The following is a 24,886-nucleotide window of genomic DNA, read 5'->3' as shown; positions in this document are numbered from 1 at the left end:
ATTAATTTTTATAAAAAGCTTCTATATGTCTGTTTAGTTTGATGAGGTTTTCCTCAAAAAACTCATTTTTGGTGCGCAACCAGGTTATATAATTTATTAATTGTTTTACATCTTCCTTTTTACGGCCTGCCTTTCCTGCTAATTTCGCTATAAAATCGTCATTAAGAGTAGAAGTGTCCAAATTAAAATCGGTTCTAATTTTTTCTAAAAAATACGTTATTTTTTTATCAATAATGTTTTTATAATCTTCGGTTTCGATATATAAATTCGATATGGTTTTTACAAAAGCCAAGGTTGTATTCTGCAAAGGTTTTATAATTCTAATAACCCGTTGTCGTCGTTTTGCATTAAAAACCATAAACAGGAGCGTGAAAATTAAAGCGGTGTACCATGCCCATCTAAAGGATAATTGCTCCAAAAACCAACTGAGATTAGATTTTTCTTCGGCATCGCCATAAGCCGATTGCTTTTTTACATAAGAATCAAAATAGACATCATCGTCTGGTAAATATGAGAACACACCTTCTACATAGCGATAGCGGTCTTCCTTTAAGATATTATAATTTGTAAACGCTTTAGGTTCGGTATGCAATAGAATTTTTCCTTTTCCGAAAGGCGCTTCAATAAAATTAACTCGTTTTTTATCTGTTTTAGAATATCCTAAAATGCTGTAATTAATACTGTCGAAACTGGAGAAATAATAATCGCCTTCATTTTTATCGATGGTACTTTCATTAAAACTTTTATTTTCAAAAGAAAGATTTGAAATACTGTCTTTTTTCGGATTGTATTCAAAATCAATGTCAATACCTAATGTGTCATGAATTGCCTGTGCATAGTAATAATCAGAAATAAAAAGCGTGTTCCCTTTGTTTACAAAATTCAAAAGTTTTTCTACGGAAAAGTCTGTTAGATAATTTGAATTTCCGATGATGACATAGTTGCCTTTTGCCTCATGGTCGCCATAACCAAATTCAGAATTTGCGGTTAAATAACTGGACGGTTGATGGTAAACGGTTCTTAATTTAAAGCCTTCAAAAAGATTGGGCAATTCCTTGTAAAGCACACTCACACCATAAGGTTTGTTGCTTTTTTCGTTAAAAGATTCTTCCCAATCTATGGTTTTGGTGCGTTTAATACTGATAGACAAGGCTGCAATAATGATGAGCACAACGATAACAATAATAGGTAAAGTTTTCTTCATTTATTTTACCTGATTTAAAAGCGTTGTAAAATTGTCTTTCGCTTTGGAATATTGCGATTCGTCTAAGTCGAATTTACCATACCAAATATAGTTGTAAAGATAGGATACATATGAAAATGACTTACTAAACGGTTTTTCATTGAGTTCATTTAAATACTCTGCATTGGTTTTATCATCTTCAAATTTTATATGGTTTTTTATGCTTAATGTTTTTAAAACCAGAAGATAATAATAGCGAATGGCCAATCTGTAATCATTCTCGTTTTCGGCTTGTATTATAAGTGCGTGAATATCGGCATGTTCAATATTTTCAGCGGTAATATCATCAAAACGTTGGATGCTTTTATTTTTGTTTGACGTGAAAAAACCTGTAACACCTTCGTTTAATAAAATATATGCTAAATATCCAACGGCTAGAATTAATATGAGATAAAATAACCATCCGAAAGCACCTAGGTCTATAATGGTTTCTTCAGAATCGTTTTTTTCTTTAGTTTTTACTTTTCCTTTGTTGTAGTCTTCATATTTACCAGAGCCAGAACGTGTTTTGCCCACTACTTTTTTGCCTTCATAATTATATTTTTCACTTGAATAACGTTCCTTAAAATCAGAATCGAAAACACGGTTCACTTCATAATCTTGAAGTACGGTAACTCCAAAAACAGTTTGATGATAGCTTATTATAACCATCAGAAAAAACAATATATGTAATGATTTCTTTTTCACTTAAACTGAAGGAAGCGTTGGGGTTTGGATGATTTGTTTCTGGATTTTATAAGGATAAATAAGATAGTAATAACTGATGATACTTAGCGTAATCAAAATAATACCAACCGATAACCAATTGGGCATTATATTAGAATATCTGGTAATAAAGCCTTCTAAAAACCCTGCGAAAAACGTAAACGGAAATGTGCTAATCAATATTTTAATCCCTGTTTTAGCCCCTAACTTAAACGATGTGTATCTAGAATGCGTGGCGGGAAATAAAATACTGGCACCAAGAATTAATCCTGCGGCACATTCAATCACAATGGCGAAAATTTCCATGGCACCATGAATCCAAATGCCGCGAACACTTTCCCAAAACACCCCTTTTTCGTAAAAAAAGTATTGAAAAGAGCCTAGCATGATACAGTTTTGAAACATTACCCAAAGAGTTCCAATTCCCCCAAATATTCCCATTAAAAAAGCTAATGCTCCAACTTTCATATTGTGTATTGAAATTTTCACGAAACTCCCCCAATTACTTCCATCACCATAAATAGCCATTGGATTTCCAGATTCAATATTATCTATAGTTTGATTTACATATTCATCTCCTAAAATAGAACGTAAAAATTCAGCATTATTTGCTGCAGAAATTGCACCAATAAACGTAAATGCAAAAAATATGATAAATGCGACGTAAATAAATTTACGGTATTGATAACAAATTAAAGGGACTTCGGTTTTCCAAAATCCAATAATTCTATTGGTGTCCTGTCTTTTAGTTTTATAAATTTTTTGAAACGCTTTGGCAGCAAGCTGATTTAAATAGATAATCACCTTACTTTTAGGGTAGTAGGTTTGCGCATAAGCCAAATCATTTATCAAATGCGTGTACTGAGAAGCGAGTTCGTCGGGGTCCTTAAAATCATTATTCAAAATAGCTGTCTCTAAACTCAACCATTTTTCTTTATTTTGCTTAATAAATGCAACTTCTCTCATATTCGAGATAAATTAAAATATAAAATGTCAGAGTTACAAATTAACACGACGCAAAATGTAAAAATAAATTTTACTGCCGCAGGAGTTGGAGAACGATTGGTTGCATTTATTATTGACGCAATAATAATAATTGTTTACATATCTATCATGGGAGCATTTATAGAAGTGTTTGGAGAAATGGAATATTGGGAACAAAAAGGGCTGGAGGTAATAGCTTATTTTCCTGCAACTATTTATACATTGGCTCTTGAATCTTTTTTGAATGGACAGACTATTGGAAAAAGGATACTTAAAATTAAAGTTGTTAAGTTAGATGGGTTCCAAACGACATTATCTGATTATGTGGTGCGCTGGTTTTTTCGAATAGCCGATGTTTTTATGCTAGGTCTTGGCTTTTTCGTGATCATATTTAGTAAAAAGCAACAACGCCTTGGAGATATGGCAGCAGGAACTGGAGTTGTAAGTTTGAAGGATAAAGTAAATATCAATCATACCATTCTGGAACAATTAAAAACCGATTACAAACCTACCTACCCGAATGTGATAAAATTATCTGATAATGATGCGAGAATTATTAAAGATACGTTCATAAGAGCCAGAGCAGGAAAAGATTATTCTACTTTAATAAAGCTAAGGGATAAGCTTATTGAAGTTGTTGGCATTAAGGAAGTTAAGCAAAGTAGTGATATAGAGTTTATAGATGTGATTTTAAAAGATTATAATTATTACACTCAAGATATGTAAGCAGAGAACCACTTTTTCCTTTTCGGAAAAAGTGTGTGAATCGCTTATCCCGAGCTCGTCTCGGGATCTGAAAACTCAAAAATTAATCTCAAAAAAACCACACCAATGTCAATGTTCTATATCATAAATATTTTAGGAATTATTTCATTTGCTATTTCAGGCGTTTTAATAGCGTTTCATAAGAAAATGGATGTATTCGGTATCCTGATAATTGCATTTGTGACCTCTGTTGGTGGCGGAACATTAGGAGATGTATTACTGGGGAACACACCGGTCGGTTGGATGGAAGATATCATATTTAGCTATATCATTTTAGGATCTACGGTTTTTGCTATCATTTTCAGAAGTAAGATAAACTATTTAAGAACCTCGTTGTTTTTGTTTGATACCATCGGGATAGGTTTATACACCGTAGTTGGCATCCAAAAAGGATTGAATGCAGAATTACACCCAGTAATCTGTATTGCCCTAGGCACAATTACCGCAAGTTTTGGTGGTGTAATCCGTGATATTTTGTGTAATGAAATCCCTGTGATTTTTAGAAAAGAGGTGTATGCCACGGCTTGTATTTTGGGCGGTATTACTTATTTTGTGTTAATTCTATTTCCGATAAATAACGATGTTGTTTTTATCATTTCAGGTTCAGTAGTAATAGTGGTAAGGCTATTGGCGGTAAAATTTAAGATTGCATTGCCTAATATTTATTCAAGTGAAAAAGAGTGATTTTTTGTTCTGAGACAGAAGACAGAAGCGGAGCAATGATAGTTGTGAGTTTAGAGTTCAGAGTTATGAGTTATGAGTTATGAGTTCAGAGTTATGAGTTATGGGGTTTGGACTTCATATTCCTGAATTGATGATTCTCTTTGCGCCTTTGCGAGAAACTTAAACAAGATACTTTAAGCATCAATCTCATTCAAGAATCTCCACATTTTTAATGTAAATATTTTGCAAAGGCCAATCGGCTTCATCGGTTTTAACAGCAGCAATTTTATCAACCACATCCATGCCTCTAATTACTTTGCCAAACACCGTAAAATCGCCATCTAAAAAATGGGACCCACCATGTTGCTGTACTATAAAAAACTCATACGGGGAAGCTAGTTTATGCGGATTGTCAATATCACTACTAGGCATTGAGATAACCCCACGATCGTGTTTAAAACCCCTATTGGCATCTACGGGTAATAAATAGCGTCCTATTCTATGTCGTTTTAGCCCAGTTTCCCTGTCGTCGCCACTACCGCCTTGAATGATGAAATTGTCAATCACACGGTAAAACTGAGTGCCATTATAATATTTTCGCTTCGTTAAATAAATAAAATTAGCACGATGAAATTTAGTTTCATTAAATAATAAAATATCAAAACTGCCAAAATCAGTAGTTATTCTAACTGTGTTTTCTTTGTTCTCTTTTTCATATACCAAAAAAAACTCCATCGCATTTTTGGTGTCCAATACAGGAAACTTAGGGGGCTTAACAGCTTTTGTTTCTTTCTTTTTGTTCAATTCCTTTTCAGCTATCGAATCATTGCCAATTTTAGAATTAGATGTTTTTCGAGATTCCTTATCTTCACAATTCAGAAAAAAAAGAAATAAGCTTAAAAAAAATACAGCACGCATAGACTATGGGATTTGATGAATTTGTGGAATTACTTTCAAAAATAGAAAATATACCGCTTCCAGCCGAAGTATCTCATTTTAAAATGATGCCCCCTTTTAGGCAAGAGTTACTTAAACAACAGGAAAAAGCCATTAAAAACGCAAAAAGAGCAGGGGTTTTGGCATTATTTTATCCGAATGAATCAAACGAAACCTGTCTTGTTTTAATATTAAGAAATACATACAATGGTGTACATTCCGCCCAAGTATCCCTTCCTGGGGGCAAGTTAGAACCACAAGATAAAAACCTTGAGGAAACAGCGGTTAGGGAAACTTTTGAAGAAGTAGGGGTGCCCATAAAAGATATTGAAATAATTAAAAAAATAACGCAAGTTTATATTCCTCCAAGTAATTTTTATGTGCAACCTTTTATGGGGATTTCAATAAAAACGCCTAATTTTTTAAAACAAGACGATGAAGTAGAGCAGCTCATTGAAGTAAAACTGAAGGATTTATTAAATGATAAAAATCTCATTAATAAGAAAGTAGCAACTTCTTATAGTGCTGCAATAGAGGTGCCTGCATTTAAATTAAATGAATTTACAGTTTGGGGAGCAACAGCAATGATGTTAAGTGAAATTAAAGATGTAATTTGTAAATTGAGATGACTTACAGATTTACTACATTTGTAATACCAACCTAAATAGAGAAATATATGGGATTGTTTAAAAGAAACCCTTTTGGACACATACTTTTTGTGAAAAAATGGCTAATTAGAATCTTTGGAGCACTTACGCACAGACGTTTTAGGGGGTTTAATGAATTGCAAATAGATGGTTCTGAAATTATTAAAGATTTACCAGATACCAACGTGCTTTTTATATCCAATCATCAAACGTATTTTGCCGATGTGGTATCTATGTTTCATGTGTTTAATGCGAGTTTAAGTGGGCGTACAGATTCTATTAAAAATATAGGATACCTCTGGAATCCTAAATTGAATATTTATTACGTAGCCGCCAAAGAGACCATGAAAGCTGGTTTGTTACCAAAAATATTGGCTTATATGGGTTCTATTAGTATCGAGCGTACATGGCGCTCGGAAGGTCAAAATGTAAACCGACAAGTTAAAATGAGCGATATTTCAAGTATTGGAAAGGCTTTAGAAGACGGTTGGGTTATTACATTTCCGCAAGGAACTACCACGCCTTTTAAGCCCATTAGAAAAGGAACAGCGCATATTATAAAACGCTATAAACCTGTTGTGGTCCCTATTGTTATAGATGGTTTTCGGCGCTCTTTTGATAAAAAAGGATTGCGAATTAAAAAGAAAAATATCTTACAATCTATGGAAATTAAAGCGCCTCTGGAGATTGATTATGATAATGAAACCACAGAAGAAATTGTAAAAAGAATTGAATATGCCATAGAGCAACATCCATCATTCTTAAAAGTAATTCCCGAAAAAGAACTAAAAGCTCAGGCTGAATTGGACGAGCTGCGTAAGTGGAAAAAAAAATAAATTAAATATGTTTTTTGGGTGCCTGCCTGCTAGAAGGTTGGCCTTTTTATAACAGACGCTATTTTAGGTCTGTCTGTCGGCAGATAGGGAGGTTACAACGCGACAATCTGCAACATCATGGTTCTGGGCAAACGGTATTTTAAAAGTTTTTAAAAAAAAGATGAGCCTGTCCTGAGCGCAGTCGAAGCGCTGCAAATCCTATTTCATACCCATTAAAGTTATTTAGCAGTAAAAGAACATCATGGAAACATTAAGCGAATTTTTGGAACTTGAGCTTATCAGTATAGGCGAAAACACGATACGGGTTTATACCTTAGTGACTGTTTTGGTAATTATTCTCGTTACCAAATTAATATTATGGCTAATAAAGAAAGCACTTTTTCGTAAACGTAAGTTTAGAAATCTTAATAGAGGGAGTGTATTTGCCCTGTTTCAAATCATTAGATATGTAATATGGGTTATTACAATTGCGCTTGTTTTAGAAGCCATTGGTATTAAAGTTACTGTATTAATAGCTGGTTCTGCAGCTTTACTTGTTGGCATAGGTTTAGGGTTGCAGCAAACATTTAACGATATTATATCTGGAATAATTTTACTTTCAGAACAAACTATAAAAATAGATGATGTTTTGGACATCGATGGTGATATCGTTAAAATTCAAACCATTGGATTGCGGACATCAAAAGCCTTAAACACAGACGATGTCTCTATTATAATTCCAAATTCATTAATCACCACCAATAAAGTTATAAACTGGAGCCACCAAACCATGAAGACACGCTTTAGAATTGATGTTGGTGTTGCTTATGGAAGTGATATAGATTTAGTTATAAGAATTTTGGAAGAAAGTGCATTTGAACATTCTGATGTGTTTAATCGTGAATCGACCGAAGCGCGATTAGTGAATTTTGGAAATTCATCATTAGATTTTCAGGTGTTATTTTTTAGTCAGAATATATTTCGAATAAGTAAAGTGAAAAGTGATATCCGTAGAAATATCAGTCGAAAATTTGATGAAAACAATATCGCTATACCCTTCCCTCAAATGGACTTACATGTAAAGTCAAATGCTACTGAAACAAAGGGGAAAGATGTGAAATAACAGGCACTCTTTCGATTTGTATTTTACGATAAGTGTAATTATCTAACAAATAGCCTTACTTGTGTAACTACGGAGCTAGGTCCAGGAACACCGCCACCGCCAAAGGGACCAATACTTCCAATCGAATACCACCAATTTCCGTGATTTACAGAGCCATCCAAATAGGTGCTTGCTCCAGAAGTTTCCAAACCACCCCAACGACTACCCGCAGCCCCAATGCTTATAGCTGTGTATCCTGGTACGGGCCTAGTTGGGGAGCCGCCACTTCTGGGGTCAAAAGTCTGGCTCCAATGGTTTGTGATGCCCACTCCGGGATAATGTAATCTAAACTCGTAAGGTGCCGCACTTATCAGCTCATCCAATTTGCTTAAAATGGAATATTTATTAGTAGTTATATTGGGCGAAGCAATATTAAATTCATTAGCTTCAACGTCGTTTGCAAAATAACCGCCAACAGTATTATGATTAAACACGAGTGTCCAACCACCACCATCATTAGTCATGTCGCAATAACAATCATAAGCGGGGTTAGCTCCAGCACCATCAGGGTCAATGGTATAGACGCCATCAGTAGTGAATCCAGCATTAAGATATGCTAGGCAATTGGGTAAAGTTGTTGTCACAGTTACATCTGTGGTGCAAGTATCGTCCTTCCCCGCAAAAGTAATGGTAAAAGTATCCGTTTGGGCCAATGTTGGAGTACCTGTTCCCGTTAGCGTAATGGTATTTAAACCAATAGAACCAAAAGCCCCAGACCTGGAAAAGCTATAGCCATTCACAGTATTTGTACTTATGGTATAAGTTTCTATAGCATTAACAAGCACATTTACAGTTATTGTATTACTGAAATTTAAAGCGTTACCAACAGAATAAGCACCATTTACTGTTATAGACCCACAATCTAAAGTGTTAGTGGGAGATTCCCCTAAACAACCAGACCATAAAGCACCTTTATAAAACTGAAAACAATTACTATCGAGGTTGTAAATTAACAAGCCTTCGGCAGGAGCAGTAATATTATCTCTTTGTAACGAAGTCATTCTGGGAGGTAAAAATCCTTGGGTTGTAGATTCAACATCCAAGATAGAGGACGGGTCTGGGTTGGTGGTGCCTATGCCTACTTGAGCGAAACCATAAAAATCAATAAGCAATAGCAAAACGACAAAACGTATGTTTTTTTTAATCATTTGGGAGAGAATGTGAGAGAAATAACAATTTTACGCAACAAATATATACAAAATATGTAAGTACAAAATATTTCGCACCTTAAATCATTGTGATGTAGTGTTAAATGCTATTTAATGTGGTTAACAATTCCCTTTAAAAAAGTCTTTGGGTTTTTTGTTTTCCGTGGCTTCTAGGGTGGTCTTTTATTCGTTAACACAAGGGGCTGCAACCTCTAACGCGAACCCTGCCCGTCCCAAAACATTTAGAAATCAATTGCTAGGACTTGGCTTTATCAGAAAAATTACCGAACTTAGTATTGTGCAGGATGTAAAGCCTTCAACCGATTTTTATATCGGTTAAAGTTGAAGTGGCACAGGCAAAAAACAAGCAACGTGAGTTCGAGAATTGAATTAAAATATTTTAAACATGAGTAAGAAAACATTCGGAACACTTGCTGGAGTTTTCACGCCAACTACCTTAACCATACTTGGTGTCATCATGTATATTCGTCAACCATGGGTTGTAGGTAATGCCGGTATTGTTGGGGCGTTAGCCATTTTATTCATTTCGGTTGCCATTACATTAACAACAGCATTAAGTTTGTCGTCCATTACTACTAATGTTCGTATTGGTGCTGGTGGGGCTTTTAGTATTATCTCAAAATCTTTAGGCCTAGAAATTGGAGGAGCCATTGGCATTCCATTTTATATCGCCCAAGCTCTGGCCGTAGCGATGTATGTTTTTGGATTTAGAGAAGGGTTGGTTTCCATATTGCCTTATTTTAATCCGTTATTGCTAGATGTTCTAATTTTTTCAGTAGTTATGACCATTGCGTTTATTAGCACAAGTTTTGCTTTTAAAATTCAATATGTCATTCTTGGTATTATTGTTTTGTCTCTAATTTCTATCTACGGTGCCCTTTTTGTTAGTGATTTAAATTATGACTTCGAGTTATTTGGTAAGTACCCGGGATCTATAGAAAATAATTTCGGCGGTACATCCTTTTGGGTCGTTTTTGCAGTTTTCTTTCCAGCAGTAACAGGTGTAATGGCTGGTGCTAATATGTCTGGAGATTTGACGAGTCCACGAAAAAGTATTCCTAAAGGCACGATTTCGGCAGTCATTTTAACAACATTTATTTATATCAGTTTAATATTTGTGGCCTCACTTTTGGCAACTCCTGATGAAATGACATCAAACTATAATTTGTTTATAGACAAAGCTCTTTATAGTCCTATTGTGCTTGCTGGTTTATTAGGGGCTACGTTGTCATCGGCTTTAGGCTCTTTTATAGGTGCGCCGCGAATTATGCTAGCATTGGCCGAAAAGGGGATTTTGCCAAAAAGCAAAGAGCTTGCAAAAACATCAAAAAAAGGAGAACCCATAAATTCTATGCTAATAACTGCAATTATTGTGTTTATAGGCATATCACTACGGGATTTAAATACCATTGCTCCCATTCTTACTATGTTTTTTATGATAACCTATGCTATGGTCAATATCGTTGTTCTTGTAGAGCAATCCTTGAGTTTGCCTAGTTATAGACCAACATTAAAAGTGCCGTTAATTGTGCCGGCTATAGGCGCTTTTGGGTCCATTGCTATTATGTTTGTTATTAATGTCATTGTTGCGTTGACCTCGCTCATATTAATTTTTCTGTTTTACTTCTATCTGGTGAATTTAAAATTGAAATCGGAAGCAGGCGATTCCCGAAGTGGTCTTTTTACAGCACTAGCAGAATGGGCTACAAAAAAATCTAGTAACCTGAGCCCTCAAAAAGAAGTAAGGTCATGGCGTCCAGACCTTTTAATCCCTATGACCATGCCGAAGGAAATTAGGAGTTCCTACAAGCTCATTCATTCTATTGTGCACCCCAACGGGTCTATTAAAATACTCTCGTTGCTCCATGAAAATCCAGAAGAACAGAAAAATATCGAAGTATTTTTACAAAATGCTTCCCAGAAATATAAGGAAAGCGGTATTTCTGTGTCCTATGCATTTGTTGAAAACAGGGAGCTCAATACCACTATCAATATTAGTATGCAATCTCTTAATGCTGCTTTTTTTAAGCCCAATGTTATTTTTGTAAGTGTTGATACAGGAAATGCCAATCTCGATTTTTACGGCAAACTAATAGCAGATGTTAAAAAGAACAACTTTGGAATGATTATGTATATTCCTTTTTCTACAGCAAGTTTAGCTATTGAAAAAAACATAAATCTCTGGTTAACAAATGTTCCTGCAAATTGGAAAGAAACTTTTAATATTGGAAACAATGATTTATCAACCCTTCTGTCACTTCTTATTTGTAAGAACTGGAAAGGTGAAATTGACGCCATTATTGTTGATGAAAATCCGAATTCAAAATTTTCTGAAACAGATATTGAGGATATCAAAACGATGGTTAGATTTCCCAATAAAACTACTATTAATGTTAAAGGTGGCAATCTTTTAGAAAACGTTAAAAAATATAGAAATGCCGATGTTAATATATTCAGTGTTGATGCCGATATGACAACTGCGGACATGATTAGTATCGTTTACGAGTCCCGAATATCTGGTATTTTTTGTGTAGATTCTAATTTAGAGAATGTGTTGGTATAGCAAGTTTATGTCAGTTGTAAAACCTTTAGAAATAAACTGGTAGAACTTATATTTATTGGAAAAATTAGCTAATTTCGTTCCTGTCTGCCGACTGGGAAGTAACGTCGGATATAAAACATTGAAACGATTTCATGTCCATGGAATATTGCCATTAATATTCTGAAATCCGTTTTTCGAATCAAAATCCTGGAATAAAACTTGTTTAATGTTATCTAATTAGCTAACCTTTACAGGAACGACTAAAAGTTATATTTCCCGAATTGAAAATAACGCAAGTGACATCCGACTTTCTACTCTGATGAGAATTATTCGAGAAGGATTGGGCGGAAGCTTGAAATTATCTCTGAATGTTTAACTTGGGCGGAAAGTACTAATGGCTACAATGTATATAAAATAGCGCAATTGGTTGCCAACACTAAGGTTTGGGCATTTTTGGAAAGTCGCCAAATTTTTATCCCGACTATTCGGGAGACGGCTTCCAATAAAAAAGACCTGCCTGCCGGCAGGTAAACAGTAAAATTTAATCCCGAAGCTTCGGGACGGCTTGTGTTTAATCCGAAAAGTAACAGCATGTTTTCAGCGCTACTTTTAATATAGCCAACCGTTAAACGAACCATAAATTTCTACATCACAAAACCAGTTAATAACTCCTAACAACTCCCTTTTAAAAAAGCCATTAAAATTTCTAATTTGCGTTTCTATTTTAAGAAACGTAAATGAAAGTCTGTATCGCCGAAAAACCAAGTGTTGCCCGAGAAATAGCTGCTGTGTTAGGAGCGAGCACAAAGCGCGATGGTTATTTTGAAGGGAACGGTTATGCGGTAACTTACACCTTCGGCCATTTATGCACGCTTAAAGAACCTGTGGATTACAAACCCTATTGGAAAAGTTGGGATTTAAATAACTTGCCCATGCTTCCCGAAAAGTTTGAAACCAAAGTATCTTCAAATTCAGGGATTAAAAAGCAATTCAATATTGTAAAAAGTTTATTTGATAAGGCCGAAGTAATCATAAACTGCGGCGATGCAGGGCAGGAGGGAGAACTCATTCAGCGCTGGGTGATGAACCAGGCTAATTACAAAGGCGAAGTTAAACGTTTATGGATTTCGTCCCTAACTACCGAAGCCATAAAAGAAGGTTTTAAAAATTTAAAACCCTCAGCAGATTACGATAATTTATATTACGCAGGCTTTTCTAGAGCTATTGGCGACTGGCTGCTCGGGATAAACGCCACCAGATTATACACCGTAAAACATGGTGGCTATAAGCAAGTATTGTCGGTTGGACGTGTGCAGACACCAACATTGGCAATGGTTGTGAGCAGATTTAAAGAGATTGAAAATTTTAAACCGCAACCGTATTGGGAGCTTCAAACGCTTTATAGGGATACGCTTTTTAGTTATGAAGAAGGACGCTTCTTAAAAAAAGAAGATGGCGAAGCCTTGGCAAATAAAGTTAAGGAAAGCGATTTCGAAATTAAGTCCATTACCAAAAAGAAAGGTAAAGAATATGCGCCTAAATTATTCGATTTAACGGGTTTGCAGGTGTATTGCAATACCAAGTTCGGGTTTACGGCAGATGAGACCTTAAAGATCGTTCAGGCGTTGTATGAACGCAAAGTGGTCACTTATCCAAGAGTTGACACCACATTTCTACCAAATGATGTGTATCCAAAAGTAGCTGGAATTCTGAAAAACCTGACCAACTACGCAAAATTAACACAACCGCTTTTAGGAAAAAAGATTAAAAAATCTTCAAAAGTCTTTAATGATAAAAAAGTTACAGACCACCATGCCATTATTCCAACGGGAATGCAATCCAGCTTACAATACAATCAGCAACAGGTGTATGATATTATTGTAAAACGCTTTATTGCGGTGTTTTATGATGATTGTATCGTTGCAAACACCACGGTTTTGGGACGTGCAGCAAAAGTGTCTTTTAAAACCACGGGAAAAGAGATTTTGGAAAAGGGCTGGCGTATCGTTTTTGAAAATCCTGATAAAAAAGAAAAGGAATCTGGGATTTTACCAACCTTTGTAAAAGGTGAAAAAGGCCCGCATGAACCTTCGTTTTTAGAAAAAGAAACCAAACCGCCAAATCAGTTTACAGAAGCTTCTTTGTTGCGAGCTATGGAAACCGCAGGAAAACAGGTAGATGATGATGAGTTACGGGATTTGATGAAAGAAAATGGTATTGGCAGACCGTCAACCCGCGCCAATATTATCGAAACGCTTTTTAGAAGGAAATATATTAAACGGAATAAAAAACAGGTGTTGCCTACTGAAACAGGAGTTAAACTGATAGGTACCATTAAAAACGATTTATTAAAATCGGCAGAGTTAACAGGTTCTTGGGAAAAGCAATTAAAGGATATTGAAAAAGGGGAATTTAGTGCTGGTGCGTTCATAAAAAACATGAAACGCATGGTCGATGCTTTGGTGTATGAGGTAAGAAGTGAAAAACGTGCCAATATTTCGCATGCCTCAACTGTCAAAAAACGTTCTGCAAAAGTTGAAGCTAAGAAAGCCGCAGGTATTTCTGCTGAAAAATGCCCAAAATGCGAACAAGGTCAAATTATAAAGGGGAAGTCCGCTTATGGCTGTAGTAGCTATAAGTCTGGATGTAATTTTGTAATGCCATTCAGTTTTAATGATAAAAAGATTTCAGAAAAACAATTTATAAGATTGCTTCAAAAAGGTTCTACGGTCAATTTAAAAGGTTTTAAAACAGAAGCTGGTACGGTTGAAGGTTTGCTGCGGTTTGATGAAAATTTCAACCTTAAATTGGAGGCTAAAAATAAACCTGTCAGGTTTCAAAAACCTGACAGGTCTGAAAACGAGCTTATTTGTCCAAAATGTAAAAAAGGAACAGTTTTAAAAGGCAAAACAGCTTATGGTTGTAGTGCTTATAAATCGGGTTGTGATTTTAAAGTTACTTTCGATGTAGTGCTGTCTAAATTGAATAATCAGAAACCAACAAAAGAATTGGTTTATAGTATTTTGAATGGGTCTATCTGAAGTGATACATAAACATTTTATAATCTATAAGCCTTATGGGTTTTTAAGTCAATTTAGGAGCCAGGACTCCAAGCAACAGTCGAAACATTTCTTGGGAGAGCTTCATGATTTTCCTGAAGGCATTATGGCAATTGGACGCCTAGATGAAAAATCGGAAGGCTTATTATTGCTCACCACAGATGGTAAAATGAGCGCCTTCGTCAATAGTGAAAAAGTGGATAAAGAGTATTATGCACTTGTAGATGGCGTTATTTCAGATGAAGCTATACTGCAATTGCAAAAAGGGGTTGAAATTGGTTTTGACGGTAAAAAGTATCAAACCAAACCCTGTAAAGCTTTTGCGTTAGAAAACGAGCCAAATCTTCCAAAGCGTTCCAAGAAAATTAGGGATGAGAGACACGGGCCAACTTCTTGGGTGTCTATAACTTTGAACGAAGGTAAATTTCGTCAGGTTCGGAAAATGACTTCTGCTGTGGGGTTTCCAACACTTCGCTTGGTTCGGGTTCGGGTAGGTGTTATTCGTTTAGGGGATTTGCAGGCTGGTGCTGTTGTTGAGGTGCTTGAACTAAAAGTTTAAGTAGATTTTGTAACAAGCTTTTTAGTAGTGTTTTGTGTTTTTTATTGTTTCTGGTAAATATGGTTTTTGTTGAAGTGAAAGCTAAACTTCAAGCCTCTTGAGTTCAATGTAGTTTCGGTTTAAACGTCTTAATAATAAACCGTAAATCAGCCAATAAAACAGAATTAGAGCTCCTATTGCTATGGCTAAAACAAGAATTATTGCAGCCATAATGCCTGCGTAAACTGCAAATGTGTTTCCGTTTGCCGAGGCTTGTTGGATTTTAGTGATTAGTTCTGGGTCATGGTTTATGGCGTAGTAGGTGCCTAAAATAGCCCCTAAAACAATCATTGCTAGATTGAAGATTACATAGTATTTTACTGTTCTTCTGGTTTTAAGTATGTTCTCCATTAGGGTTTTGGAGTTGTCGGTGGCAGAGATGTTTTTGTAGTTTTTGTAGAATAAGTAAAAGAAATAGAAAATAACGATGTAGCTAACAATGGAAATTGGTATTAATATGGCGTTCAGGTCTAATGCTTCCATTTTTCCTGAAAAAGATGTGCCCTTTAACAAAAAGGATATTCCGAACCAGAAAACAAATTCTAACAAACTAATGATGAATATCCATTTTACAATAGAAGATGACTTTTTTAAAATCATTTTATATAGTTCGTCATAGGAAAGTTTGGGATAGTCTTTATCGTCCTTTTTCCAGTCTTTTTTTAATAAATCTAGTCCATCCATGATATTACGGATTTAAAATGTTTCTCAGTTTGGTTTTTATTCTGTTCATCTTCACTCTGGCATTCACCTCGCTAATCCCAAGTGTTGCGCTTATTTCGCGGTAGTCTTTGTCTTCTAGGTATAGGAAAACAAGGGCTTTCTCAATATCGTTCAATTGGTGTACGGCTTTATAGAGCACTTTTAGTTGTTCTTCTTCTGTGTTGTCATAATCTTCGGATTTAATTTTAAAGGAAACACCCTCAAAATCTTGGGTTTTAACACGTCGTTTTGATTTTCGATAAAGCGTAATTGCGGTATTTAAACCGACCCGATAGGCCCAAGTGCTGAACTTCGCATCGCCACGAAACTTTGGGTACGCTTTCCAAAGTTGAATGGTTATTTCTTGAAATAAATCATTATGGGCATCGTAGGTGTTGGTGTATAATCTGCATACTTTATGTATGATGTTTTGATGCTTTTCTAATAATTCTACAAAGCTATGTTCTAGTGCTGCAGTCAAAAATTTTGATGGTTTAGTTATAGTGTAAGTAGCTTTTGGTCTTGAATTGTTACACGAAATAAAAATTATTTTTTGACTAAATTTTTAATCGGGTAGAGGTGGTTTTTGGAGTATTTGAGCAAAATAGCGACTTAAAATCATGATGTAAAGTAATTGTTTACATATAGTTCATATTTATTCTGATTATTAATTATTTAAATATTAAGTATAGACAAAATCTATAATGCGTTTTTTAGTAATGATATATGATTTAACTTACGATGTAGTGCTAATATATAAAAAAAATAGAGACGTGAAATTTTAAAATAAATAGGCTTCAATCGAAATTATTTTAGTGCTGTTTTTTGTCTTTAAAGAAAAATTGACCTTTGGTTAACCATGAAATTCCGAAAGCCCAAAGTGCAATTAATTCTAAAATAAAAACGGGTTTATATTTTTCTAATCCGGGGTATTTTTCATCTATAAGAAAATACAAAATTATGAGTGCCACACATGCGATCATAACATAGCCTGAAATTAAATATATGCGATCCCTCAGATGGGATTGATGAGAAGCATGTTCCGTTTTATCATTTTTAGCTGGAAATAGTTTTAGGGAAAAATAGATGAGTACCCCAAAAAATATAAGGGCAGCAATAAGGTGGGTTATTCCAATCCAACCGGCATATGCAATACAATCTGTAGAGCAGCTAGAAACATCATCAACACTTGTTGGAAAAAATGCGACACATACCGCGCTGAAACAAGCAATATTTCCTGCGTAAGTATGGTATTTGTCTGGGCCACGATAAGCAAACATAAACATAGCTACTGCACATAAAGTACCTACCAAGATATTTCTCATTTCGGTATGGTAATAATCACTAATAGAATTTTCAATGAAATCGCAACCTGCGTAAAATATACCACCAATACCTAAAACTATGGGCAAAAAGAAGGCTAAACAACCAATTGTCTTTCTTAAAAGATTATAGGATATCAGCATTTCTGAATTTGATTGTTGTGGCTTAAAGTCTTGGTTGGCAACCATAATTGCGGTGTTTTAGTTTTCTAAAGTTAACATTATTTCTGAATTGGAGCCTATTATAAGGGTTTTAAGCGAAATACAATTCGTCTTTAAAAAGGTACAGTTCGGTAATTAGGAATTTTAAAATGGAAGGTTCTGTTGCAAATTTGTAGTAACAAACAGCAAACCAATTAATATGAAAACCATTCTAGCCATCTTAATTTCATTATTTTTCTTCCAATTGAACGCTCAAACTGTTATTAGTGGCTTGGTGGTGAGCTCAAAAAACCAGCCTATTTCTGGAGCTAATATTTATTTAGAAGGCACTTATGATGGTGGCACAACAGATGACACAGGGAAATTTTCATTTTCAACCTCCGAAACTGGAACGCAAACATTGGTGGTTTCCTATTTATCGTATGAGACCTTTACCATGGCTGGAGATGTGTCTTATATGAAAGACATAACCGTTAAGTTGAGAGATGATGTGAATACATTGGATGCTGTTGTATTGTCGGCAGGAACATTTTCTGCGGGAGATAATAGCAAGGTGAATGTTTTAAAGCCTTTGGATGTGGTGACTACGGCAAGTGCTTTGGGCGATTTTGTTGGTGCACTGCAAACATTACCGGGAACAACTACGGTTGCAGAAGACGGACGTTTATTTGTGCGGGGTGGAGATGCCAACGAAACCCAAATTTTTATTGATGGGATACGTGTGTTTACGCCATACACGCCCACAACTAATAACGCACCTACTCGTGGACGTTATTCCCCTTTCTTATTTGATGGTATTACGTTTTCAACTGGTGGGTATTCTGCGGAATTCGGACAAGCTTTATCTAGTGTATTGCTTTTAAACACCATAGACGAACCAGATCAAGAGAAAACGGATATTGGGATTATGACTGTTGGCGCAACTCTTGGAAACACCCAAAAATGGGAGAAGAGTTCTATTAGTGTTAATGCATCTTATATCAATTTAGCACCTTACAATGCCATTTTTTCAAATCGGAATGATTTTATAAAACCTTTTCAAACTGCATCAGGAGAAGCGGTTTTCAGAAGAAAAACAAATTCAGGGTTATTTAAGCTCTATAGTGCTTTCGATACCAGTAATTTTGAATTGATACAGGAGGATATCAATCTTCCAGAAGGTCAGTACGTCAAATTAAACAATAACAATTTGTACTTAAATGGTTCTTATGCAGGTGTTTTAAGTGATACTTGGAACATGCAAACGGGTTTTAGTTATACCCATGCGAAAAACAAGATAAACTTTGGGGAAAGTGCTGTTAGGGATTATGAAAACTCAACACATGTGAAGTTAAAATTCAAAAATCGCATCAGTAACCGTTTCAAACTTTATTTTGGTGCTGAATATCTTGCAACAGATTTCGAGGAAGATTATAAAGATGACACTATTGATAACGTTGCCTACGGATTTGATAATAACATAGCAGCTGCATTTGCCGAAGCCGATATTTTTATCTCGAAAAACGTAGCGTTTAAAACGGGCTTAAGAGCGGAATACAGCGAAATTTTTGAAGATTTCACTTTGGCTCCAAGAGTGTCCATGGCTTATAAGATAGCCTCTAAAAGTCAGTTGTCATTGGCTTATGGTGATTTTTACCAAAACCCGACCAGTAACGTTTTAAAATTTAATCAAGATTTTAAGCCACAAAATACGCAACATTATATTTTGAATTATCAGTATAATGCGGATAGGCAACTATTTAGAGCGGAAGCTTACTATAAATCATATAGCGATTTAGCGAAATACGACACCACATTTCCTAGTTTTGAAAGTGATTTTAATAGCAATGGATCAGGTTTTGCAAAAGGTATCGATTTTTTCTGGAGAGATAGTAAAAGCATAAAGAATGTAGATTATTGGTTGAGCTATTCTTATTTAGACACAAAAAGAGACGATAAGAATTACCCTGTAAAAGCACAGCCTAACTTTGCAAATACGCATAATTTTTCAGCAGTTGGAAAATATTGGATAGACGATTGGAAAAGCCAAGTAGGGTTTAGTTATGCGCATGCTTCCGGTAGAACCTTTACAAACCCTAATAAACCTGGTTTTTTAAATGAAAAAACAAAAGCGTTTAATAGTTTAAGTGTGAATTGGGCGTATTTAATTAGTCCGCAAAAAATACTGTACGCTTCTGTAAATAATGTGTTAGGATTCAAAAACATTAATGGCTACCAATATGCCAATACGCCAGATATGAATGGTAATTTTAACCGTCGCTCCTTACGTCCTGCTTTAGATCAATTCTTTTTTGTTGGATTCTTTTGGACCATTAGTGAGGATAAAAAGAGCAATCAGTTGGATAATTTGTAACCGGTCAGATAGGACATAAACCGTCTATTCTTGTTTTGTATAGTATTATTTTCTTTTTGCCCGTTTAATTTGGGGTTTATATTGCCCAACATTCTAGATCAAGTCTTTCCTACAATTCTAATAGTCGATTTTGTGGCAGGTGACATGGCTTCGTGAAATCTTTTTAATGTGTTGGCACTATTTCGGACATCAGGATTAATATCGTCATTTATATGCATGTGCATATCTCCAACCGCAATACAGCCTTGAATTTGGGTGTAATAATTGGCAACGTGAATTTTTGCTTCACTACGTCCGGGTACGCCCTTTAGCTCCCAAAGTTTTCTATTGAACTTCGATGAATGCTCAAATTCAATATTGTAAAATCCAGATGGCACACAAGATATGTTGCGTTGGTTGTTTTTCCATTCCAATTCTAAAGTTTTACATTCAAATATCAGTTTACTTCCTCCAATGTTGTTGTCTTCAAAAACCATTAAATGACCGAGTATTTCTGGCCCGATATAATTATTTCTGTACAGTACTATTTTTTTCATTGTAATGCTGTTTTGGTTAATTAATTGTTTTCTAGGTACCGGCGTAAATGCGTATGTAATCAAACATCTTGTTAAGATAAAAGAAATTTTTTACAAATTAAAATTATTTTAATCTGATTTCAAGCTGTTTGTAACTATAAACTTTGACGTTATTAAAGGTTGAGGGATGATTTTAGTTGATTCAAAATAATGGCTTTAGTACATGATGCAAAAAGAAACATATAACTTAAGTATTTGTTTGTCAATTAATTTGAAATCTTGCAGTGATTTTAGATTCTTCAGGTTTTAATTCCGAAGTATCAGGACTTAAGGGTCTGGTTTTCAGAAATATAACCGCCGTTTAACAACGGTCAAACTATTTTTGTCATGTGCTAAGCGTTTTGTCCTAAAACAGTTTACACAAAAGTCTAAAATTTGGAAAATACATTCAAAGCGCATTTATCAACATGGTAAACTAGATATGTTAAAAAAATTAAACGGTTTGATGTCGTGAATTTTTAGCAGGTAATATGATGTGCCCACTTTATTCAGACTTTTCTAGTTGTGCTATTTTTTTCCAATTAGGGTCAATTTCCATGCTTATCTTTAAGAATATATTTCCGCTTTCTGTTTTAAGAGTGGTTCCACTTTTTAAATTTCCGTCAATTTCTTCAGGGTTTAGTTTAAACATGGCTCCAGTTATTGGGTCAATTATAAGTCCTATGAGACCTCCAATCAAAACGTTTCCAATATACCAAGCATTGAATTTTTTTTCTAATTTAGTTTCATATGGTTTATAGCCATCGAGTTTTAAGATGAGTTGGTATTCTTGGTTTCTTTTAAGTTTTTTTTCAACTGGTGTTTTTCCGATATCAATTTCGTTGATATAAACTTTGGCCGAACTGGGTTCTGAAGTTATTTCTACAGTTTGTCTTGAGCCCGAAATAATGGTTGCGCAGCTTGAAAGTAATACAATTGAAGAAAGTAGGAGAGTCTTAATAATTTTCATTGGTTTGTTGTTTTAGATTTAGTCAAGCTTTAATTTATATTGGGGCAATGATGAAACATCTCCACTATATTTATAGAGTTCAATTTTTAACCGATAGCAACTGCTCCACAAATCGGGCTTTTTTTTGTCAATTACCTTTACAATATTTGCGCCGTTTTTTCTTGCTTCATTTCTTGCTCGAGTCATTAGGCTGTTAAAACTACAATCTGTGGAAAAACCTGAATCTTGAAACCGTAATTCGCCAATTTTAATAACGTTTTCCGGCAAATCGTGTTTGATGTCCATAAGTGCTACTTTGTCATCAATTGATAATTTAGGTTGTGGATTGGTAAAATTCGAAGAGATTTTTGGACTACAGCTTGTAAATCCGATTACTGTTATAAAAAACAGAATTTTAGTCGTTTGTTTCATTGGTTTGTTTTTCAGTTTGCACGCAATAATTGAATAAATAGCTGGTGAGTTTATTCAATTAAAGATGTATGTAAATTTAGATGGTTTTTCTGTTAAAATCAAGTCGCTTTAAAATATATATATATAAACCAGTAGCCATAGGAAGGTAAAGGCGACGTTATTTTTTATTTTGTAAAATTTTCAGAAGTTTTTCGGTTTTGTCTATTACCCAAAAAGCAGAAACTATAATAGAGTTGTCTGTGATTTTGTAGTAAATACTGTAATTGCCCAATGAGGCGACTCTAAGGCTCATAAAATCTGTAGATTTATAAATTAAAGGTGTATTGGCAATTTGGCTAGTTCTGTCGGCAACTAATCGAATTAATTTTTTTGAATAGGTGGAGGGCTTATTTCTTAACCTAGCATTCAGGACTCTTCACTCATATGCAACATTATGTTCTGATCGTTAATTAATTTAATAACCACAGATTCCGATGCGCTTGAGAAAATGAGTTTATCAAGTGCTTCTAAAAATTCTTTATTTCTAATTGAAAGGATTTTGTCAATCAATCGTTTCTTGTTTTATCAACTGATGCCATTTTTATTTTTCCTGTATTAAGTATTAGTGAGTTTTCACAGTTTGATTTATTTATAATGAAACATTAGTGTCCGATAAAAAAATTTAGAAACCTTCCAACCCCATACTAAATAAGCGATTTTTAAGATGTCGCCCCGATGGGGCTTGATTTTTTAGTTCTTTTCCTTTTGCTACAAAGATTCCATCCCTATGGGATTTTTTTTAGCTCCAGAGGAGCGTAATCTTTATAGGCCGAAGCAAAAAATATTAGAAAGCTCCAAAGGAGCGAAATTTAATCGGACAATAGAGATAATCAAATTGGAATTTATTCATTTTTGGTTCAAAATATTTTAATGTATATTTTTATTTGAGTAGCACAAAGTCGGGAGACTTTGCGGAGCGGGAAAGAGTAAAAAATTAGCATTAATAGCTGTCTGTAATAAGTTGCTAAAACAGGCCTTTGCTATCGCTAAATCAGGATTAATATATGATGGTGAATATAAAAGTACTTTAGTGAAAAATTAATGAATTTTTACTTGTTTTTTACCACAGTACTTTGTTGTGTGTAGTTTTTTAGTTCTTTATAACCTTTTTTGTGGCTATTCCAGAATTCGTTCCAATTTTAAAGAAATATATTCCAGATTTTATTTCGTTCATTGAGATAGAATTATTTGGCTGCTCTATAGATTTAATCTTCTTTCCAATAATATTATAGATTTCGATTTTTTTAATGGTATCGAAATATTCAATCGTTAAATTATCTTTTACAGGATTAGGATAAATTATAATCGAACTTGAAACATCATTTGAATTTATACTCAAAGTAACAGCACAATCAACACTATAAACAGCCATCGTATCTTTTTGCCAATTTGGATTACTTTCTGCACTTGCCACATTGTCAACTTGAATACAAAGCAAATTTGGATTATTTGTTACATCTAAGGTCGTTAGTACTTGATTACTGCTTGGGTTTCTACTAAAATTATTTCCATTTTGAAGATTTAAGGTTTCCAAAAGTCCATTATAGCATAACACACTTTGAATATTGGGATGATTGGATAAATTCAAATCCGCAATTGATGTTGAGTATATTCCAATGGATTCCAAAACCAAGTTATTGCTGATATCGAGATTTGAGATAGGATTATTGCCAACATTCAAATATGTCAACAATGTATTATTACTAACATCTATAGAACTTAAATTATTTGCACCGAGTTCCAATAAAGTTAGATTTACCAAAGTAGAAACATCAATACTGTCTAGTATAAGAAATGTTTGAGTTGATACCGTCAATTCTGTCAAATTTGTGTTTTGACTGACATCAATACTTGAAATTGGATTGTTGATTATACTGATTATTTCTAAGTCAAGATTGTTACTGAAATCAACGTTGGTCAATGGATTTTGAATTGATGTAAAGCTGACCAAGGCGGTAAAATCTTCAATACCTGTTAAATCTGAAATATTCATTGATGAAATATCCAAAGTTGTAACACTTTCTATATTTTGGGTAAGAACACTCCCATCAACAACATCGTCATATCCAAGGTCGACCAAGAGTTGCTCAAAATTAACGTCAATAATAGTAGTCGTTGCAGTAGATTGAATGCTCCAAGATAATTGATAGCTGACACAATTTGATTGTAATCTAATACCGAACTCTTGATTTTGAAAATCAAAGTTATTGTAAGAATACGTTGTTGTAAGTCCATTTTCTGTTACGCTTGAGGGTGAGATATTTACACTTAAATCGTTACTGTTGAATAAAGCAGAAATTGGTGAATCTGCAAATTCATTTCCATCTTTGACTTCAATAGTTAATGTGCCATTTCTTGGCGCTGTAAACTTGTACCAATCCGTATCATCAATATTTGAAGAATTTGTCTGACTGCCATTATTAAACCAACCGTCATAGTTGTTGTTTTCTATAGTGCTTATTGCTTCAGTAAAAGTATTATTCGGCTCACTGTCTGTAGAATATGTAATTGGTATAAACGTATAGTTAAATGTATAGCCATGCTCTGGTATTGCATTTGGGGAAGATTTTGAAATTATCACATCAATCGTTTGATTTGTTTCAACGCAATTGGTTATTGTGGATTCGTCAGAGAACATCGTGTTCAAGCTACCAATAATATAATTTTCAGGTGGTATGCGCAAGGTTGCACTTGCTCCGTTTGGGGTTGAAGTTAACGTTATTTCAAATACGCCATTATCTGGTGCAGTAATTTGATATAAGTCCTCATTGTCAGATGTTGTAACTTGTCCTGTAAATGTTCCCGAACTTTGTGAAAAAGCGATGTGTGTTAAAAATAAAAAGTTGATTAATAGTAATTGTTTTCTCATAACTTGTTAAGATTAAAATTGTTGGTAAAATTAAGTTGTGAGAAAAGTTCAATCAATACCCAATAATAGGTAATTTGCCTATCGGTTTGTGAAAATGTCTTGTCCTGAAATATGGCTACAGGTTAAAATTGATTTACACTGTTTTTAAATATACCATATTAGGTGTTTTATAGTCTAAAGATAAATGTAATCTTATTTCGTTGTATAGATTAATTG

At 34.5% G+C, this 24,886-nt stretch carries 23 protein-coding genes and 1 pseudogene; 10 read left to right on the top strand and 14 right to left on the bottom strand.

The window, feature by feature from the left end; genetic code table 11:
- Position 1: 1 nt before the first annotated feature.
- From ABXQ82_RS17240 to ABXQ82_RS17230, 3 genes are read right to left on the bottom strand one after another with little or no spacing between them, the layout of a single operon-like run.
- The gene (locus ABXQ82_RS17240) at positions 2-1,204 is read right to left on the bottom strand and encodes a DUF4350 domain-containing protein (RefSeq protein WP_367062756.1); all 1,203 of its coding nucleotides are present in this window, start codon (positions 1,202-1,204) and stop codon (positions 2-4) included.
- Positions 1,205-1,894, bottom strand: a complete 690-nt coding sequence (locus ABXQ82_RS17235; RefSeq protein ID WP_367062754.1) for a hypothetical protein — start codon at positions 1,892-1,894, stop codon at positions 1,205-1,207.
- A 36-nt stretch (positions 1,895-1,930) separates the two neighbouring features.
- Positions 1,931-2,914: a stage II sporulation protein M gene (locus ABXQ82_RS17230; RefSeq protein ID WP_367062752.1), complete on the bottom strand. Its 984-nt coding sequence runs from the start codon at positions 2,912-2,914 to the stop codon at positions 1,931-1,933.
- A gap of 24 nt (positions 2,915-2,938) precedes the next feature.
- Here ABXQ82_RS17230 and ABXQ82_RS17225 point away from each other — a divergent pair, with 24 nt between their 5' ends.
- Positions 2,939-3,658, top strand: coding sequence for an RDD family protein (locus ABXQ82_RS17225; protein ID WP_367062750.1), 720 nt, complete (start codon positions 2,939-2,941; stop codon positions 3,656-3,658).
- A 111-nt stretch (positions 3,659-3,769) separates the two neighbouring features.
- Positions 3,770-4,381, top strand: coding sequence for a trimeric intracellular cation channel family protein (locus ABXQ82_RS17220; protein WP_367062824.1), 612 nt, complete (start codon positions 3,770-3,772; stop codon positions 4,379-4,381).
- A gap of 186 nt (positions 4,382-4,567) precedes the next feature.
- On the opposite strand, the gene ABXQ82_RS17215 is transcribed toward ABXQ82_RS17220, so the two are convergent.
- Complete coding sequence (locus tag ABXQ82_RS17215) at positions 4,568-5,278, bottom strand: peptidylprolyl isomerase (RefSeq protein WP_367062747.1); 711 nt, start codon at positions 5,276-5,278, stop codon at positions 4,568-4,570.
- Between the two features lie 5 nt (positions 5,279-5,283).
- Between ABXQ82_RS17215 and ABXQ82_RS17210 the strand changes: the two genes are divergently transcribed.
- The 3 genes from ABXQ82_RS17210 (at position 5,284) to ABXQ82_RS17200 (ending at position 7,881) form a co-directional block, all read left to right on the top strand.
- A complete protein-coding gene (locus ABXQ82_RS17210; RefSeq protein WP_367062744.1) occupies positions 5,284-5,925 on the top strand; it encodes a CoA pyrophosphatase in 642 nt (213 codons plus the stop codon).
- Between the two features lie 47 nt (positions 5,926-5,972).
- Entirely contained in the window at positions 5,973-6,779 is an 807-nt protein-coding gene (locus ABXQ82_RS17205) for a lysophospholipid acyltransferase family protein (RefSeq protein ID WP_367062741.1), read from the top strand.
- A gap of 241 nt (positions 6,780-7,020) precedes the next feature.
- Positions 7,021-7,881, top strand: coding sequence for a mechanosensitive ion channel domain-containing protein (locus tag ABXQ82_RS17200; RefSeq protein WP_367062738.1), 861 nt, complete (start codon positions 7,021-7,023; stop codon positions 7,879-7,881).
- Positions 7,882-7,919: 38 nt separating this feature from the next.
- Here the strand turns inward: ABXQ82_RS17200 and ABXQ82_RS17195 are convergent, their stop codons facing one another.
- Complete coding sequence (locus ABXQ82_RS17195) at positions 7,920-9,068, bottom strand: fibrinogen-like YCDxxxxGGGW domain-containing protein (RefSeq protein WP_367062735.1); 1,149 nt, start codon at positions 9,066-9,068, stop codon at positions 7,920-7,922.
- Positions 9,069-9,474: 406 nt separating this feature from the next.
- On the opposite strand from ABXQ82_RS17195, the gene ABXQ82_RS17190 reads away from it, so the two are divergent.
- Complete coding sequence (locus ABXQ82_RS17190; protein ID WP_367062732.1) at positions 9,475-11,652, top strand: amino acid permease; 2,178 nt, start codon at positions 9,475-9,477, stop codon at positions 11,650-11,652.
- A 377-nt stretch (positions 11,653-12,029) separates the two neighbouring features.
- Here the strand turns inward: ABXQ82_RS17190 and ABXQ82_RS17185 are convergent, their stop codons facing one another.
- Entirely contained in the window at positions 12,030-12,269 is a 240-nt protein-coding gene (locus ABXQ82_RS17185; RefSeq protein ID WP_367062729.1) for a hypothetical protein, read from the bottom strand.
- A 99-nt stretch (positions 12,270-12,368) separates the two neighbouring features.
- On the opposite strand from ABXQ82_RS17185, the gene ABXQ82_RS17180 reads away from it, so the two are divergent.
- The gene (locus tag ABXQ82_RS17180) at positions 12,369-14,672 is read left to right on the top strand and encodes a DNA topoisomerase 3 (protein ID WP_367062726.1); all 2,304 of its coding nucleotides are present in this window, start codon (positions 12,369-12,371) and stop codon (positions 14,670-14,672) included.
- Positions 14,659-15,249 carry a pseudouridine synthase gene (locus ABXQ82_RS17175; RefSeq protein ID WP_367062723.1) on the top strand — a complete coding sequence of 197 codons (591 nt, stop codon included), beginning with the start codon at positions 14,659-14,661 and terminating at the stop codon, positions 15,247-15,249. The genes ABXQ82_RS17180 and ABXQ82_RS17175 overlap by 14 nt, the downstream gene beginning before the upstream one ends.
- A gap of 81 nt (positions 15,250-15,330) precedes the next feature.
- Here the strand turns inward: ABXQ82_RS17175 and ABXQ82_RS17170 are convergent, their stop codons facing one another.
- The 3 genes from ABXQ82_RS17170 to ABXQ82_RS17160 all read right to left on the bottom strand — a co-directional run bounded on the left by ABXQ82_RS17170 (position 15,331) and on the right by ABXQ82_RS17160 (position 17,501).
- Positions 15,331-15,972, bottom strand: coding sequence for a hypothetical protein (locus tag ABXQ82_RS17170; protein ID WP_367062720.1), 642 nt, complete (start codon positions 15,970-15,972; stop codon positions 15,331-15,333).
- 4 nt (positions 15,973-15,976) lie between these two features.
- Complete coding sequence (locus ABXQ82_RS17165; protein ID WP_367062717.1) at positions 15,977-16,471, bottom strand: sigma-70 family RNA polymerase sigma factor; 495 nt, start codon at positions 16,469-16,471, stop codon at positions 15,977-15,979.
- A gap of 331 nt (positions 16,472-16,802) precedes the next feature.
- Positions 16,803-17,501 carry a DUF998 domain-containing protein gene (locus ABXQ82_RS17160; RefSeq protein ID WP_367062714.1) on the bottom strand — a complete coding sequence of 233 codons (699 nt, stop codon included), beginning with the start codon at positions 17,499-17,501 and terminating at the stop codon, positions 16,803-16,805.
- A 172-nt stretch (positions 17,502-17,673) separates the two neighbouring features.
- Between ABXQ82_RS17160 and ABXQ82_RS17155 the strand changes: the two genes are divergently transcribed.
- Entirely contained in the window at positions 17,674-19,827 is a 2,154-nt protein-coding gene (locus ABXQ82_RS17155; RefSeq protein ID WP_367062711.1) for a TonB-dependent receptor, read from the top strand.
- A gap of 98 nt (positions 19,828-19,925) precedes the next feature.
- Here ABXQ82_RS17155 and ABXQ82_RS17150 read toward each other — a convergent pair whose 3' ends face one another.
- The 4 genes from ABXQ82_RS17150 to ABXQ82_RS17135 all read right to left on the bottom strand — a co-directional run bounded on the left by ABXQ82_RS17150 (position 19,926) and on the right by ABXQ82_RS17135 (position 22,311).
- Complete coding sequence (locus tag ABXQ82_RS17150) at positions 19,926-20,363, bottom strand: DUF5675 family protein (protein ID WP_367062708.1); 438 nt, start codon at positions 20,361-20,363, stop codon at positions 19,926-19,928.
- 523 nt (positions 20,364-20,886) lie between these two features.
- Positions 20,887-21,351 (bottom strand): PEGA domain-containing protein, encoded by a 465-nt coding sequence (locus tag ABXQ82_RS17145; RefSeq protein ID WP_367062705.1) that lies wholly within the window; start codon positions 21,349-21,351, stop codon positions 20,887-20,889.
- Positions 21,352-21,369: 18 nt separating this feature from the next.
- Positions 21,370-21,762, bottom strand: a complete 393-nt coding sequence (locus ABXQ82_RS17140; RefSeq protein ID WP_367062702.1) for a hypothetical protein — start codon at positions 21,760-21,762, stop codon at positions 21,370-21,372.
- A 405-nt stretch (positions 21,763-22,167) separates the two neighbouring features.
- Positions 22,168-22,311 (bottom strand): hypothetical protein, encoded by a 144-nt coding sequence (locus ABXQ82_RS17135; protein ID WP_367062699.1) that lies wholly within the window; start codon positions 22,309-22,311, stop codon positions 22,168-22,170.
- Between the two features lie 409 nt (positions 22,312-22,720).
- On the opposite strand from ABXQ82_RS17135, the pseudogene ABXQ82_RS17130 reads away from it, so the two are divergent.
- Positions 22,721-22,843 (top strand): annotated as a pseudogene (locus ABXQ82_RS17130) (IS110 family transposase); the annotation flags it as partial.
- Positions 22,844-22,891: 48 nt separating this feature from the next.
- Here ABXQ82_RS17130 and ABXQ82_RS17125 read toward each other — a convergent pair.
- Positions 22,892-24,670, bottom strand: coding sequence for a T9SS type A sorting domain-containing protein (locus ABXQ82_RS17125; RefSeq protein ID WP_367062696.1), 1,779 nt, complete (start codon positions 24,668-24,670; stop codon positions 22,892-22,894).
- Positions 24,671-24,886 lie beyond the last annotated feature (216 nt).

It is taken from the genome of Algibacter sp. 2305UL17-15, from assembly GCF_040720935.1.
In the GTDB taxonomy this organism is placed as follows: Bacteria; Bacteroidota; Bacteroidia; order Flavobacteriales; family Flavobacteriaceae; genus Jejuia.
The sequence above is the reverse complement of the archived record's forward strand: the minus strand, read 5'-3'. Positions and strand labels throughout refer to the sequence as shown.